Origin of the sequence: Corynebacterium tuberculostearicum (assembly GCF_030229345.1) — a bacterium.
Classification (GTDB): domain Bacteria; phylum Actinomycetota; class Actinomycetes; order Mycobacteriales; family Mycobacteriaceae; genus Corynebacterium; species Corynebacterium tuberculostearicum_G.
This window is the reverse complement of the sequence record NZ_JASPGP010000005.1, coordinates 70,053-83,902: the sequence shown is the minus strand read 5'-3', so window position 1 is coordinate 83,902 and position 13,850 is coordinate 70,053. Positions and strand designations below refer to the sequence as shown.

General features: G+C 61.4%; 9 protein-coding genes and 3 pseudogenes. 5 read left to right on the top strand and 7 right to left on the bottom strand.

From position 1 onward, the window contains the following. Positions 1-55: 55 nt before the first annotated feature. The 4 genes and pseudogenes from QP884_RS05150 to QP884_RS05135 form a co-directional block, all read left to right on the top strand. A pseudogene (locus tag QP884_RS05150) lies at positions 56-559 on the top strand (NUDIX hydrolase); the annotation flags it as partial. Continuing rightward, the gene (locus QP884_RS05145) at positions 559-2,754 is read left to right on the top strand and encodes a DUF6049 family protein (protein WP_284821072.1); all 2,196 of its coding nucleotides are present in this window, start codon (positions 559-561) and stop codon (positions 2,752-2,754) included. The pseudogene QP884_RS05150 and the gene QP884_RS05145, both read left to right, overlap by 1 nt. Before the next feature lie 18 nt (positions 2,755-2,772). Beyond that, positions 2,773-6,201 carry a murein biosynthesis integral membrane protein MurJ gene (murJ, locus tag QP884_RS05140; RefSeq protein WP_284821070.1) on the top strand — a complete coding sequence of 1,143 codons (3,429 nt, stop codon included), beginning with the start codon at positions 2,773-2,775 and terminating at the stop codon, positions 6,199-6,201. After that, positions 6,198-6,704 (top strand): annotated as a pseudogene (locus QP884_RS05135) (YceI family protein); the annotation flags it as partial. The gene murJ and the pseudogene QP884_RS05135, both read left to right, overlap by 4 nt. A 154-nt stretch (positions 6,705-6,858) precedes the next feature. Here the strand turns inward: QP884_RS05135 and QP884_RS05130 are convergent. The 6 genes and pseudogenes from QP884_RS05130 to QP884_RS05105 all read right to left on the bottom strand — a co-directional run bounded on the left by QP884_RS05130 (position 6,859) and on the right by QP884_RS05105 (position 12,554). Further along, entirely contained in the window at positions 6,859-7,569 is a 711-nt protein-coding gene (locus QP884_RS05130; RefSeq protein ID WP_284821068.1) for an IS6 family transposase, read from the bottom strand. A 53-nt stretch (positions 7,570-7,622) separates the two neighbouring features. After that, positions 7,623-8,739, bottom strand: a pseudogene (locus QP884_RS05125) (IS110 family transposase); the annotation flags it as partial. A gap of 353 nt (positions 8,740-9,092) precedes the next feature. Further along, on the bottom strand, positions 9,093-10,535 hold the full coding sequence (gene merA, locus QP884_RS05120) for a mercury(II) reductase (protein ID WP_014309781.1): 1,443 nt from the start codon (positions 10,533-10,535) through the stop codon (positions 9,093-9,095). A gap of 119 nt (positions 10,536-10,654) precedes the next feature. Beyond that, positions 10,655-11,203 (bottom strand): TlpA family protein disulfide reductase, encoded by a 549-nt coding sequence (locus QP884_RS05115; protein ID WP_049361035.1) that lies wholly within the window; start codon positions 11,201-11,203, stop codon positions 10,655-10,657. After that, positions 11,200-12,165, bottom strand: coding sequence for a cytochrome c biogenesis CcdA family protein (locus QP884_RS05110; protein ID WP_005532162.1), 966 nt, complete (start codon positions 12,163-12,165; stop codon positions 11,200-11,202). The genes QP884_RS05115 and QP884_RS05110 overlap by 4 nt, the downstream gene beginning before the upstream one ends. Further along, positions 12,162-12,554, bottom strand: coding sequence for a hypothetical protein (locus QP884_RS05105; RefSeq protein WP_284821064.1), 393 nt, complete (start codon positions 12,552-12,554; stop codon positions 12,162-12,164). Before QP884_RS05105 ends, QP884_RS05110 begins: the two co-directional genes overlap by 4 nt. A 227-nt stretch (positions 12,555-12,781) precedes the next feature. On the opposite strand from QP884_RS05105, the gene QP884_RS05100 reads away from it, so the two are divergent. Continuing rightward, complete coding sequence (locus QP884_RS05100; protein ID WP_369815758.1) at positions 12,782-13,165, top strand: heavy metal-responsive transcriptional regulator; 384 nt, start codon at positions 12,782-12,784, stop codon at positions 13,163-13,165. 62 nt (positions 13,166-13,227) lie between these two features. On the opposite strand, the gene QP884_RS05095 is transcribed toward QP884_RS05100, so the two are convergent. Then, positions 13,228-13,440 (bottom strand): alkyl hydroperoxide reductase, encoded by a 213-nt coding sequence (locus QP884_RS05095; RefSeq protein WP_236251949.1) that lies wholly within the window; start codon positions 13,438-13,440, stop codon positions 13,228-13,230. Positions 13,441-13,850 lie beyond the last annotated feature (410 nt).

The following is a 13,850-nucleotide window of genomic DNA, read 5'->3' as shown; positions in this document are numbered from 1 at the left end:
CCGCACCACTCAGCAGCGCAAGCCCTACCGCGGTGGCAATGGCCAATCCACGGCCATGGAAACCCGCGATGAAACCTCCGCGGGTGGCCTCGTTGTCTCCGGCTTGGCGGAGTGCGTCGATGCCAATGGCAACGTCGACCTTTCCCGGCTCTATGTGGCGCTCATCGGCCGCCTTGACCGCCGCGGACGCCTGCTGTGGTCCATGCCTAAGGGCCACGTGGAAAATGGCGAGGCCAAGGAGGTCACCGCTGAACGCGAGGTATGGGAAGAAACCGGCATTTCTGGTGAGGTTTTTGCGGACCTCGGCATGATTGATTACTGGTTCGTCTCTGATGGGGTGCGCATCCATAAGACCGTGCACCACCACTTGCTGCGTTTTGTAGACGGCATTATGAACGATGAGGATCCAGAGGTGACTGAGGTCTCGTGGATCCCCGTCTCTGAACTCATCGAGCACTTGGCCTACGCCGATGAGCGCAAGCTAGCGCGCATCGCGCATGATCTTCTTCCCGATCTCGCACGAAAGGAAGCCGCGGCGGGGAAAGTGACGCCACGGTAATGCGCCTACGCCTGAAGTCTTGGGTCGCCGTGGGCGGCTGCATGGCGGTAGCGGGGTGGGGCTTGTGCCTGCCGCTACCAGAAGCCGCCGCGCAGATGGACGCGGCCGCCGAAAAGCAGCAGGATATCCAGGCATGGTTGGGTGCGCGCGGGCCGGAGCGGGCCAACCTTGATCTCCTTGCGGCCGAGCCCTTTACCGTGGGCAAAGACCTCAAACTGACCTTCCGGCTGCACAATCCTACCGATGAAACCATGGAGGATCTCCAGCTCACGAGCCGCCGCGGCGATGCCGTGGAGGATACCGCGCAGGCCCGCACGCAGTTGGCCACCGGCGAATTCCCGTATTACGGTCCCAGCACTACCACCGCGCCCCTGCAGCCGGGCGAATCCCGGGAGGTCACCTTCCAGGTTCCTACCTCCCTGCACGGCGAGCAGACCCTGGCCATCGAAGAGCCTGGCTCCTATCCGCTGCTGTTTACCCTCACCGGCACCGTAGGCGGCGAGGCGGTCAGCTTTGCGGAGGAACGCCTTGTTGGCCAGATAAAGGGGAAGAAGCAGGCGCTTGGCGATGCCCCCTCGGATCCCACACCCCACGATCTCACCGTGATCTATCCCATCAGCGCCGATATTGACTCGGTACCAGGCGGCGCTGGGGGAGAGGACCTTATCCTCTCCTCTGATGAGCTGGCCGGTGAGCTGGCGGAGGGTGGCCGGCTCGATCGATTGGTCAGCACGTATGCCAGCCACGATCTGCGCGGGGCAGGCTGCGTAGCCATCGATCCCGCCCTCTTGGATACGGTCAACCGCATGGCGGAGGGCTATAAGGTAGGTTCGGCCCGCCCACCTCAAGCCGAGCGCCCTAAGCGCCTGCGCGATTCGTGGTTCACTAATGAGGACGATGTGCACCTCGAACCCGGCACTGGAAAAGAAGATGCTGCCCGCTGGCTCAAGCGCCTGCGCGAGCTCGATTGCTTTATGTCTATGCCGTGGGCGAATGCCAATGCTTCCTCCGTGGCCAAAGCGAATAATCCCTTCCTTACCTACGAGGGACTGCAACGCGGCAATCACACCATCGAGCGAATCCTCGGTGCCAAGCCGGCCACCACCGTGCTCGCGGTCGGCTCCGGCTATGTAGATCAGCAGCTGCCCCTGCCCGCATTGGTGGCGGATAATACTTCGTGGCCTGGCCGCGCCGTGACTTTCGACGCCTCCCTGGGCGCCCTCCTCGCCCAAACCGGCTCCAAACCACAGACGGTGGGCTATTCCAACCCGGAGCTGCGCTACGATTACTCGCTCGATTCCGATCTTTCTCGTGCCATCACCGGCGGCGCCGCACTGAGCTTGGCCGCGAGCGATGACACCGTGGCGCGCTTGCCCAATTACTTGGATCCCAGCGCGGCCGAGTACGCACTCGACTCTGCCGAGGCGCTCATCGCTTCCGGTAAGTCCCATCCGCGCACCGTCGGTAGCCTAAAGCAGGAGACCGCGGAGCCCGGTTCACTGCCCGGCAGCCCCTTTAGCGATCCCGCCGCCTTTGCCGAATCCGATATCGTCCGCGTGGAGCAGCAGGCCCGCTATACCGATGAGCTGATGAATATCATGGTCGATGATCCCGATATCGCGCTCACTCGCTATGAATTTGTCTTGCCTTTGCGCAGGGATCTGCTCGCCGCCCTCTCGCTGACCAACCGCGATAGCTTGAGCGCCAATGCGGAGGCGCAGCGCCGGTTCACTCACACGATGGATGTGCATTCCGATACGCTGCGGGACCTGCGTTCTTCTGTGGCTCTTATCCCACCGGGCAATGTCTATACCCGCGTATCCGAGTCATCGCCGCTGCTCATCGTGGCAGAAAATGGCCTGCCACTACCGGTGGAGGCCAAGCTGCAATACGATGCCCCCGATGGCGCGCGCCTCAACACGCCCAAGAGCGTCCGTATTCCGGCCAAGGGCTCTATTACTGTATCCATGACCGCCGATATGCCTAAGGACGTCGATCGCACGGACATTGGCCTGTGGCTTGCCACCCCAGAAAAGCAAACCATCTCCGAGCCCATCAATATCGCTGTGCAGACGCGTGCCGGTATCGTAAGCGTGTATGGCGTCGGCATAGCCGGCGCCCTTGCGCTGGTCTTAGCCACGCTCTTCCGGCTAGGCCGCCATCGGCGCAAAAAATCACAAAGGCTTAAAAAGTAAGTTGAAGTTGTATCCTCTATGACTGATAAGACTGGCCGCGAGGCCGAACACGTGGAGAAGTCACCTGCGGGTGTAGTTGACCCGAAGGATGCCGCCGCGCCGGCAGAGCACCCCGCCCCAGCGGGTGCCCGCGGCCGCATCGTCCAGGCCTCTCCTCCCGCTCCGGTACCAGAAAAGCGCCCCACCCCAGCGGTGAAGGACACAACCGTTCCTCCTGAGGAGGATAAGTCCGCGCTCACTGGACGCAACGCGGACAATGAATCATCCAATCAGGATGTCATTCGCGCAACGGGCACGATGGCCATCGCGACGCTGCTATCCCGCATCACTGGCTTCTTGCGCCAGATGCTCATCGGCGCCACGCTCGGCGCCACGGTGGGAACTGCGTTTAGCAGCGCCAACCAGATCCCGAACCTCGTCACCGAGATCGTTTTGGGTGCGGTGCTGACCTCTCTGGTTGTGCCCGTCCTCGTGCGCGCCGAAAAGGAAGACACGGACCGCGGCGAGACCTTTGTCCGGCGGCTATTTACCCTGGCCTTTTCCATCCTGGGCATAGTCACCATCGCCTCCGTGGTGCTCGCGCCCTTCTTAACCAGGATGATGCTGCCGGAAGATTCCAAGGCCAATGCCGTGCAGGCAACCTCCTTGGCCTTTTTATTGCTGCCGCAGATTCTTTTCTACGGCCTCTTTGCCCTTTTCCAGGCCGTCCTCAATACCAAGAATGTCTTTGGTCCGGGCGCCTGGGCACCGGTGATCAATAACTTCATCTCCATTGGCGTGCTGCTGGCTTATCGCTTCCTGCCCGGCCAACTAGACCCGCATGAGCCCACGCCGGTGGCCGATCCCCACGTCATGCTCTTGGGCTTGGGCACCACCACAGCGGTGATGGTGCAGTGCCTCATCCTATTGCCATACCTGAAGAAGGCTGGCATTAACCTGCGCCCCAAGTGGGGCTTGGATGCGCGCATCAAGCAATTTGGCGGCATGGCTTTGGCCATCATTACCTATGTGGCCATCTCCCAGCTGGGCTACGTGGTCACCTCCCGCGTGGCCGCCTATGCGGATGCCGGCGCACCGCTGGTCTATCAGAATGCTTGGCTCATGCTGCAGGTGCCCTATGGCGTTATCGGCGTGACGCTCCTGACGGCAATTATGCCGCGCCTGTCCCGCAACGCCGCCGACGGCGATGTTGATGCCGTGGTCCGCGATCTCACCCTGGGCTCCAAGCTGACCTTCATCGCGCTTATCCCCATCGTCATCTTCATGACCGGCTTCGGCGTTCCTATCGCCCGCGCCCTCTTCCAGTACGGTGCCTACGGCGCCGAAAGCGCCGAGCAGCTCGGCCTGACCATCAGCTTCTCCGCCTTCACACTCATCCCGTATGCCTTGGTGCTGTTGCACCTGCGCGTGTTCTATGCCCGCGAGGAAGCCTGGACGCCAACCTTCATCATCGCTGGCATCACGCTGACCAAGATCGTCCTCACGCTTTTGGCACCATTGATGACATCCAACCCGGACCGCGTGGTGATTCTGCTCGGTACGGCCAATGGCTTTGGCTTCGTCTCCGGCGCGGTCATTGGCGGCTTCCTGCTCAAGCGCAAGCTCGGCAGCCTCGGCGGCAAGGCCGTCACGCAGACCGTGCTGTGGGCTTCCGGTGCCGGCCTAGTGGGCTTGGTCTTCTCCTGGGTGCTGTACTGGGGCGTGAATTGGCTCCTCCCGGAGAATCTGCCGTCCATCGTCTCGCTGATCAAGGTCGCGGTGCTTGGCATCATCTTCCTCATCGCCACCGGCCTGGTGCTGTCCAAGTCCTCCTTGCCGGAGGTCCAGAACCTGGCCCGTGCCCTACAGCGCATCCCGGGCATGTCCCGCTTCATCAAGGTCGATTCCTCCAAGGCCATCGAGCTGGAGGAGCCCGACGTGCCGGAAATCCGGCCGGTCTTTACCCAGGACGCTTTCAATGCCACCCTGGTGCCGCCGCCGATGTCCGCGGGCATCGTCCGCGGCCCACGCCTGGTCCCGGGCGCCCCGGTATCGGATGGTCGCTTCCGCCTGCTTCAAGATCACGGTGCGGTTACTGGTGCACAATTCTGGCAAGCACGCGAGCAGGCCACCGGTCGCCTGGTCGCCTTGACGTTCGTCGATACCAATAGCCTGGCGCCAATTGCGCCGGCGACGCCGGGAGTTGCAGCCCGTCGCTCCGCAGAGATTTCGCGCAATACCCGCCGCCTTGCCGAGCTGGAGCTCGATACCGTGGCGGATAATATCCAAGTTTTGTCTTATCGCACCGGCTGCCTGGTAGTGGCGGATTGGTTTGAGGGCACCTCCCTTAAGCAGGTGGCTGAGGCCGATAACCTCGATCCCCATTCCGTCGCACGAGCTACTGCGCCGCTTTTTGCTGACGCCGCCGCTGCCCACGATGCCGGCCTCATCCTCGGCGTGGAACACCGCGATCGTTTCCGCGTTTCTACCGACGGTGTGGTCAAGGTTGCCTTCCCCGCCGTGCTGGATGGCACCTCCGCCGCTACCGACCGCGAGGCTCTAAGCTCCGCCCTCGAGCTGCTCGTAGAGTCCACGGAGCCTTCGCCGAAGAAGCTGCGCGATATTTCTGAGGACGCCAACCTTCCCGCGGACGAGGCCGCCCAGCGCGTCGAAGATGCGCACTACGCGCTCGATAGTGCCGACGAAGACAGCCGTGAGGAAAAGATGGAGGAGCTGCAAGAGGCACAGGCGCTAACCTTGGCCGGCATCGCCCAGCGCCTGCGCGACTTCGCACCGGATGAACCAGAAGAAGCACCTGAAGCCCTGCCGGTGAAGGCGCAGGTAGAACCGGACCAAGAGGATGACCCGGCGCAAGAACCCGGCTTTGGCGGCCGCGGTTATTCCGGTTCCGGCGTCATCGTCATCGGCATCTTCGCCACCATCTTCGTCGTAGCAATGGCCGCGCTCACCACCTGGATCATGTCCTTGCTCAGCAATGTGGAGGCATCCAACCCGGTCAGCGAGACCATCCACGGCAGCACGGACATTCCGGATACCCCGCCGGTGCGTCTCCAGCCTTCCTCTGCGGTTACCGTCCCTGATAACAAGGACAATGCAGCGCTTATCGACGGCAAAACGGCCACCACTTGGTCCACCGAAGAGGAGGACACCGGCGTCCTCGTCACCTTGGATACGCCAACGCACCTTGCGGTCCTGCCGGTGGTGCAGTCCAACTCCACTGGGGCGAAGTACGCCGTCTATGGCGTAAATCAGGACAGCTTCAATCCGGAGAACCCACAAGCTGGCTCCCTGCACCAACTGGCCAGGGGCAAGTTCGAAAGCGGCAAGGAAGATATCGAGCTGGAGGAAACCACCGAGCAATTCGACGGCCTCCTCCTCATGATCACCGAGCTGCCCAAGTCCGATAAGGCAACCATCGCAGACATTGGTCTCGTCGGGCAGCCCTAGGCACAACCCACACCGCTATCGGATTCGTCGCCAAGCATGCAATGGTCACCAAGGTTCGCGGTAACTTCGCAGACTTCGAAGGCACCATTACCGTGGCCGAGAACATCGCTGAGTCCGCTGCTAAGGCCACTATCCGTACCGCATCCATCTCCACTGGCAACGACGACCGCGATGCGCACGTAAAGAACGAGGACTTCTTCGCGGTAGAGCAGTACCCGGAGATCACCTTCAAGACCACCAACCTCAACGTTGATGAGAATGGCAACGGCACCGTCACCGGTAACCTCACCATTAAGGACACCACCAAGTCCGTTGACCTCGACGTTGAAGACGTTGCTACCGCTGAGGACCCCTTTGGTAATACCCGCCTGGGCTTCGAGGCAACCACCAAGATCAACCGCAAGGACTTCGGCATCGACTTCAACGCTCCGCTGAAGACCGGCGGCGTGCTGGTCTCCGAGGAGATCAAGATTGAGCTCGAGGTTTCTGCTATCAAGCAGTAGACCCATAACCCCAGACACACTAGAAGCATTGAGCTTCCCCAAGCCCGCAGCCACCTTTGGCTGTGGGCTTTTTCTTGGTGCTGTTGCAAAGTTGGGCGGAGAGCCGAGACGCCCCAGTTTCTCATTTCCTGATGGCCGCTGCGTGCCGGCGTTCTCAGGCCGTCTCGAAGACCCGGTTGACGATCACCGCGTCCGGATTGGGGTGCCCATAAGCAAACATCGTGCCCTGACCTTTCCGTAATGAATGCATCGCTTCCATCCCTTTCAACGTCCGGTAGGCGGAAATTCGGTTTTTGAACGCCCCCTTCGGTCCCAGGATTCGTTTCAACCGGCCATGATCTCCCTCGAGAACGTTGTTCAGGTATTTCACCTGACGGTGCTCCACCATCTGAGGGCAGATTCCCTCCGCCTTCAGCTCGGAGATCGCCTTGGCCAGGGAGGGTGCCTTATCTGTATTAATTACCCGCGGGGACCCGGCTGTTGTATTCGATCGCAGCGTCTTGGCCAGGAAACGCTTGGCCGCCGCGACATTGCGCTTCGGAGAGAGATAAAAGTCCAGGGTCTGCCCACCGGCGGTAATAGCCCGGTAGAGATAGCACCACGTGCCGCCGACCCGAATATAGGTCTCATCCACCCGCCAGGACCGGGCCTGCCAGTCGGGTACCTGCCGGTACCACCGAGTGTGCTTATCCAACTCAGGGGCGTATTTCTGCACCCAGCGGCAGATCGTGGTGTGATCGACTGGCACACCCCGCTCGGTCATCATCTCTTCGAGATCGCGGTAGCTCACGCCGTAGCGGCAGTACCACCGCACCGCCCACAGGATGATGTCACGGGGGAAATGCCGACCGGAGAAGATGCCCATGGCCGTGATTATTTCACGCCGGTCTTTCTACTGCCCCAACTTTGCAACAGCACCAGTGCTACTACTGCGGCGTTGTGTCTTTTGCCTTCACGGCGCTTTCGTTCATAGAATTGCCGGGAACGCTCGTGGAATCTGATGGATGCAAAAGATGATTGCCATAGGGCGTTCTTTAATTTTTTATTGCCGGCTCGGTTCAGTGAGTTCGACATGATTGAGGTTCCGGACTGATTCGTTCGGGGCGATAAGCCAGCGTAGGAGGCTAGGTGCCCAGCTGACGGAAAGTCGGACATGTCGCCCGCGGTCATGAGAATTTGGGCAGCCGTCTTTGGCCCGATTCCCAGCATGGATAGGAGGAATTGGGTGTGGGGGATGTCGTTGATGAGCTCGATGACTTCCTTTTCGATTTGTTGGCGGTGCTCGAGCTTTAAAAGTGCGTCCTTCGCCGACATTGCTACGCCCATTTCGGCATAGTGTGCACCTGCAATGGTGACTGTTTGCTCAGAGATGGCAGCGAATATGGCATCGAGGACAGGTTCGGGATTTCGTGCCTTATATCGTCGAGCAAAGGCGGCTGCCTTGGCCTTACCTAAGCGCTTTATCTTGGTGGGCCCCGCCGTAGCGTGCAAGTAGGTGCAGAACCCACTTGCGGTGGATTATCTGGCCGCGAAGAGCTTGTTCGAATTGCGGGTAACAGCCAACTAGTGCACTTCGAATCTGATTGATGAGCCTGGTGTAGGAGCGCGCTAAGTCCTCGTCGATGCCGTTGAGGACTTTCAACTGGAGGAAGGCTTCTTCGACGCGGTCGACACTGCGGAGGGATTCCGGAAGGTTCTTTGCAGCGTGGGCGATGATATATGCATCCCGGATATCAGTTTTGGCATTACCAGCGTGGATGCGTGAGAGTTGACGCATAGCTAAACCTGGAAGGTAGCGCACGTCGATTCCGATATCTTGGGCAACTGCGACAGTTAGTCGCCCAATGTTATTGGGCTGGTCCACGACGACAAGGACCTTGTGGTCGTGTGCGCTGAACGCTGAAAACAGTGCGCGCAGGGATTGTTCATTTTGATTGATGCGCTTAGATAGCACCTGGGTGCCGTCGATATCTAAGACGCAAGCGTGGTGAAAGTATTTGCAGGCGTCCATGCCGATGACATAGTCGTAGGTCATGCCAGACCTCCTAGCGAATTGAATGAGTATGGGACTTATTTCATCGCTGGTGGTCGGACATACTTCACGCTGGCATCCACATTACTTTGAGACCTCGCACATTCTGTGCGGGTCAGGTTCCTATTAGCAGTCTGGAGTATGTCACTGCCTTCGGCGGCATCACCCCCGGATCATTTTCAGACAGGGACGAAAATAAGCCATACCGAAGCCAGCGACTAGTTCCACTGCCACAAGGCAGAAGGAACGCAGATAAACATAGCCTGCCCCAGCATGGGGCTAGGAGTACGAATCCTGGGCTCCTTCAAGCGGAACTGCCAACAACGTAATGGGATTAGGCTGGGATCTGGCGCGGGTCAGGAGGCGCAGCAGGAGAGTTTGGAGACGTCGGTGGTGAAGGACTGTGCGGCGATTTTGATCCCTTCGGCCATGGTCAGGTATGGGCACCAGAGGTTCGCGACCTGGTCAACGGTCATGCCGGCCTCGAGGATGTAGACTCCGGCGGCGGCCAGGTCACCGGCCTCCTTGCCGACGGCGGTGATCCCCACAATCCGTCCGGTGTCGGCGTCGGCGACGATTTTGATGAAGCCGCGGGTGTCCCGGTTCACCAGTGCCCGGGGAACGTATTCCAGGGGCAGGACCCGGCATTCACACCGGATGCCCGCCTCGTTGGCTTCCTTGTCGGTCATGCCGACCGCGGCCAGTGTCGGGCTGGTGAACGTCACGCGGGGCAGGTGCCGGTAGTCGACCTCGCGCCCGGCGTTGTTGAAGGCGTTCTCCACCATCAGGGTTCCGTGGGCGGACGCGACGTAGACGAATTCTCGGTGCCCGGTCACATCCCCTGCGGCCCAGATCCTGGGGTTGGAGCTGGCGAGTGTGCTCTCGACCAGGATCTGGCCGGTGTCGCCGGTCTTGACGCCGACGGCGTCCAGGTTCAGTCCGTCGGTGACGGCGCGTCGGCCGGTGGCTACCAGCAGCTTTGCGGCGCGGAATTCCTCCTGGCCCCCGGCGACCGTGGCGGTGACAAGGACCTCTGCGCCGGCGGGATCTGTGCGGACCGAAGTTACGGCTGCGCGGCGGACCACGCGGATGCCCTCGTCGGCGAAGACGCCCATCAGCGCACGGGAGGCTTCCGGTTCCTCGTGCGAGGCAAGCCTGGAGCGGACCAGCAAGGTCACTTTGGATCCGAGGCGGGCAAAAAGCTGCGCCTGCTCCAGGGCCACGTACCCGCCGCCGAAGACGATCAGGGACTCGGGCACCTCGTTCAGTTCCATGGCGGTGGTCGAGGTCAGGTAGTTGACTTCATCCAGTCCCGGCACCGGGGGTGCCCACGGGGTCGAACCGGTCGCGACCAGATAATGGGCGGCGGTCAGGGAGTCGCGGGTGCCGTCGGGTCCGGTGATTTCCAGGACCGGTTCCTCCGGGGTGCCGGCGAACACCGCGGTGCCCTGGCGCAGGTCCCATCCGTAGTCGGCGGCCAGATCCACGTATTTATCCGAGCGCATTCCCTCGACCAGGGAGCGTTTCCCGTCTATCAGTACACCCATGTCCACCGGGGCGGCGGAAGTGCTGATCCCGGGGAACCTTCCGGTCGCATCCACAGCGACATGCCGGGCTTCGGCGGCGGCCAGCAGGGCTTTGGAGGGAACGCACCCGGTGTTCACACAGGTCCCGCCCACCGTGGAGCGTTCGATCATCACGACCCGATTGCCCAGCTTGGTGGCCCGGATGGCGGCGGCGAAGGCGCCGCCTCCGGAACCGATCACGGCTAAATCAAAATCTGGTGCTGCCTCAGGCATTAGTCCTCCATGGAGTCTCGAATGAACACCCCGGGGGCGTTCCTTTTTGCATACTGTCCCCAGTCTGCACCTTCCCCTGCACGGGAAGGTCAAGAACGGGAGCGAAGAGATCGGTGTTGCTACGGAAGTGTTGTGTCAAGAAATTCCTTCAGGGCATCGGCCTTCATGGGCCGGGAATCGGCCCGGCCCAGGATGTCACCGTCAGGTGCGATGACGACGGTACTGTCCAGGGATGTGACCGCGTACTTTTGGGTGAGTTCCCCGGTCCGGTCGACAACGAAGGGGTATCCGGGTGTGCCGGCCATTTCGCGGAACTGGTCCACTTGGGTTTTTGTGGTCTCCGGCGTCACGTCCACGGCGACGAAGTCTGCCTTATCGGCATATTCCTGTTCCAGTTCCTTCATCGCTTCTGTCTGCGGAACGCAGGTATAGCACCAGCTCGCCATGAAATACAGCACTGTCGGGCGGGTGGAAGGGACGGTGAGGGCCTTGCCGTCCACAGATGTGATCTCGATCCTGTCCACGTTGTTTGCGCCCGCTGGCCCGGCGGCGGGAGCGGTTTCGCTCCCGCGGTTCAACGCAGTGAGGGCCAGGACCAGGATGAGGGCCGCGGCCGCTACGACGGCAGTAATGGTGAAGATCCGCCGGTGGTTTCTGGTCGTTGTCATGGGTTTCCTTTCTGGTTGGTGCGCCCTGGCGCCGTGTCGGGAAGAAGATGTTCCGGGCCGCAGCACGCTTCGGTGCTGTCGCTGCTCTCAGCCCCATCCGTGATTGCGCTGTTGTCCTGTGCCTTGCTTTTACTGCGGCGCCGCAGGGCCAGGGCCGCGGCGGCGAGGACGGCGGCCACCGCGGTGAGGGTGATGATGGGCCAGTTGCCCGAGATGAAACCGGACAGCGCCACGCTGGCTTCGGTGACCGTCCCGCCCATGATCTCCCCGGCCTGCCCGCCGGACAGGGCCGGAACCCAGTAGAGCAACAGGTAGATCCCTGCGAGGATAAGCGCGGCTCCGCCGAGACGATTAACAAACGGCAGGATCCTTCGGACGTGGCGTGCCAGGACGTCCCGCGCTACCGCTGCACCGAGGGACAGAAGGACCAGCACCACCGAGGAGCCCAAGGCGTAGGCGGCGAAGACCGCCAGCAGCCCGGCCAGGCTCCCGGTGGACACAGCCTGGGCGACAACAGCCAGCAGCAGGGCCAGGCTGCAAGAGAGCGCAGCCACCGCATAGGCCACCCCGTAGCCAAAGACCGCCCTGAGGCCCGAACTGGTCCCGTCCGTCTTCAGAATCCGGGGCAGGTTCAACCTCGCCCCGGGCAGCTGCCATCCGAACACCATGCCAAGGCCGGCAACCACAATAACCGCTCCGATCAGCGCCGCCGCCCAGGGAAGCGCCGACGCCACCGACCGCAGGCCTACAGCGGCGAGCAGGCCGGCCGTAACAAAGACAGTGGCGAAACCGGCGCTGAGGGCAACCCCGGCCTGAAGACCTGCAAGCAACGGCCGCTTCCGTCCCGCACCGGGGCCTGAACCAATGAAATACGCCAGATAGGTTGGCAGCATCGCAAACCCGCATGGATTCACCGTGGCAAGCATTCCGGTCAGAAAGGCCAGACCCAAAACACCCGTCATCCCTGTGACCCCGCATCCTCAGAAGCACCGGCCCGGGACTGCCCGGACCGCTCCTGCTCCGACGATGAATGAGGTGTTGGAGTAGAACTCGCGGACAGGCTGGCCCCCGGGCGGGAACGGGCGCAACAATCCGTCCCCGGGCTGCCCCGACGCTGCGCCCGCAGGAGCAGGGCCCCCGCGGCAAGGGCTGCGGCGGCAAGGGCTGCGGCGGCAATGAACCAGAGGTTGCCGGCCATTGCGCCGGCCGCGGCGAAAACACCGGCTGCAGCCGTCAGAACGGGTACCCCGCAGCACACCAGCGCCACCATCACAACACCAAGGAAGGACAGCAGAGTGCCTGCCGCAAGCACCAGGCCAGAGCGCTTCCGGCCCTTCACTTTTATTGACATGATCATCCCTTCATATGTCCGGCTCGTGTCCGGAACCCCGACAGGGGACCCCAACACGAAACCGGACGGCCAGTAGTACGTCACACCCCATTATCAACCTTCCACTAAGGGGGAAGGTCAAGCTGGCGACGGGACCTGTTGGTTTGCGGGTGCCGATGCGGAACGTTCCAGTACGATGGAAGGGTCATATGCGATTTTTTGGAACGAGATGAGGACCCGAAATGCGAATCGGTGAAGTTGCTGATGCTGCCGGTATAACAACCAAGACGATCAGGTTCTATGAGGACCGGGGCCTGCTCCCACCGGCTGAGCGCTCGGCCAACGGCTATCGTGACTACACCCACGACACCCTCAGCCGCCTCGAATTCATTCGCCGCAGCCAAATCGCCGGGCTGACCCTGGCGCAGATCCAGGGCATTCTGCGGATCCGCGATAGCGGTTTGACGCCTTGCACCCACGTACGGGATGTCCTGGGGAAACAGTTGCAGGACCTGGACCGGAAAATCGCGGAGCTCACCGCGCTCCGGGTGACCGTGGCCGAACAATATGCAACCGCCGAGGTGGCCGACCCTCAGCGCTGCGATGCTGAACAAATCTGCAGTTACATCTGAGCCCGCCGCAGGCTAAGGGGCTTCACTGAGCCGGCTCCCGCCGCGGCCAGTGCCGTCCGCAGTTACGCAGCACCCGGCTCCACGGCACGGAAGACCTCCGTGCCCGCGGCGTCCAGGATTACAGCGGTGCTTACCTGGTTTATCCGGTAGGCGGTGATGAGCCGCGTATCGGTATCAGAGGCAAAGGCCAGGGATGACGCCCCATTTCCGGCCAGGAATTCCCTGATTTCATCGGCCGTCTCGTAGGACGCGATGTCCACCGCGACATAGTTCACGGCAGCAGGAGAGCTTCGCTGGACCTTGGCAAGCACCCGGGCTCCCGGCTCGAGGGTCAAGCCCCATGGTGATGCCGTGGCCCGGCGAGTGAGCGAGGTCAGGCCGGTTGGCGGCGGCTTTCGGTGGGAATGATCTGGGGTAGGAACCGGACGTAGAGGATCATGCTCTGATTCTTATTCTCTCCGAGACAGATAACACTTGCAAAAGTTGATTACACCCTATTGTTACGCCGCTTTGGAGCAGAATGTTTCCTGTAAATAGGGCCGTTCCTAGCATTGTTTTACACGCGTCTAGTGGGGTCTAGGCCTTATGTTTACAGAAAGTGGTGAGTGTGGTGTTATCGCCTGACGGTTTCCATAGGTTGCATCCCTCAGTGTGGTGTAACGCTTGCTGATGGTCACTGGCATTT

Bases quoted from the DNA above. Each gene is read 5' to 3' on its own strand.
- QP884_RS05110 (WP_005532162.1), bottom strand. From the start codon at position 12,165: ATGACGGGTGTTTTGGGTCTGGCCTTTCTGACCGGAATGCTTGCCACG.
- merA (WP_014309781.1), bottom strand. From the start codon at position 10,535: ATGCCTGAGGCAGCACCAGATTTTGATTTAGCCGTGATCGGTTCCGGA.
- QP884_RS05115 (WP_049361035.1), bottom strand. From the start codon at position 11,203: ATGACAACGACCAGAAACCACCGGCGGATCTTCACCATTACTGCCGTC.
- murJ (WP_284821070.1), top strand. From the start codon at position 2,773: ATGACTGATAAGACTGGCCGCGAGGCCGAACACGTGGAGAAGTCACCT.
- QP884_RS05130 (WP_284821068.1), bottom strand. From the start codon at position 7,569: ATGGGCATCTTCTCCGGTCGGCATTTCCCCCGTGACATCATCCTGTGG.
- QP884_RS05105 (WP_284821064.1), bottom strand. From the start codon at position 12,554: ATGTCAATAAAAGTGAAGGGCCGGAAGCGCTCTGGCCTGGTGCTTGCG.
- QP884_RS05145 (WP_284821072.1), top strand. From the start codon at position 559: ATGCGCCTACGCCTGAAGTCTTGGGTCGCCGTGGGCGGCTGCATGGCG.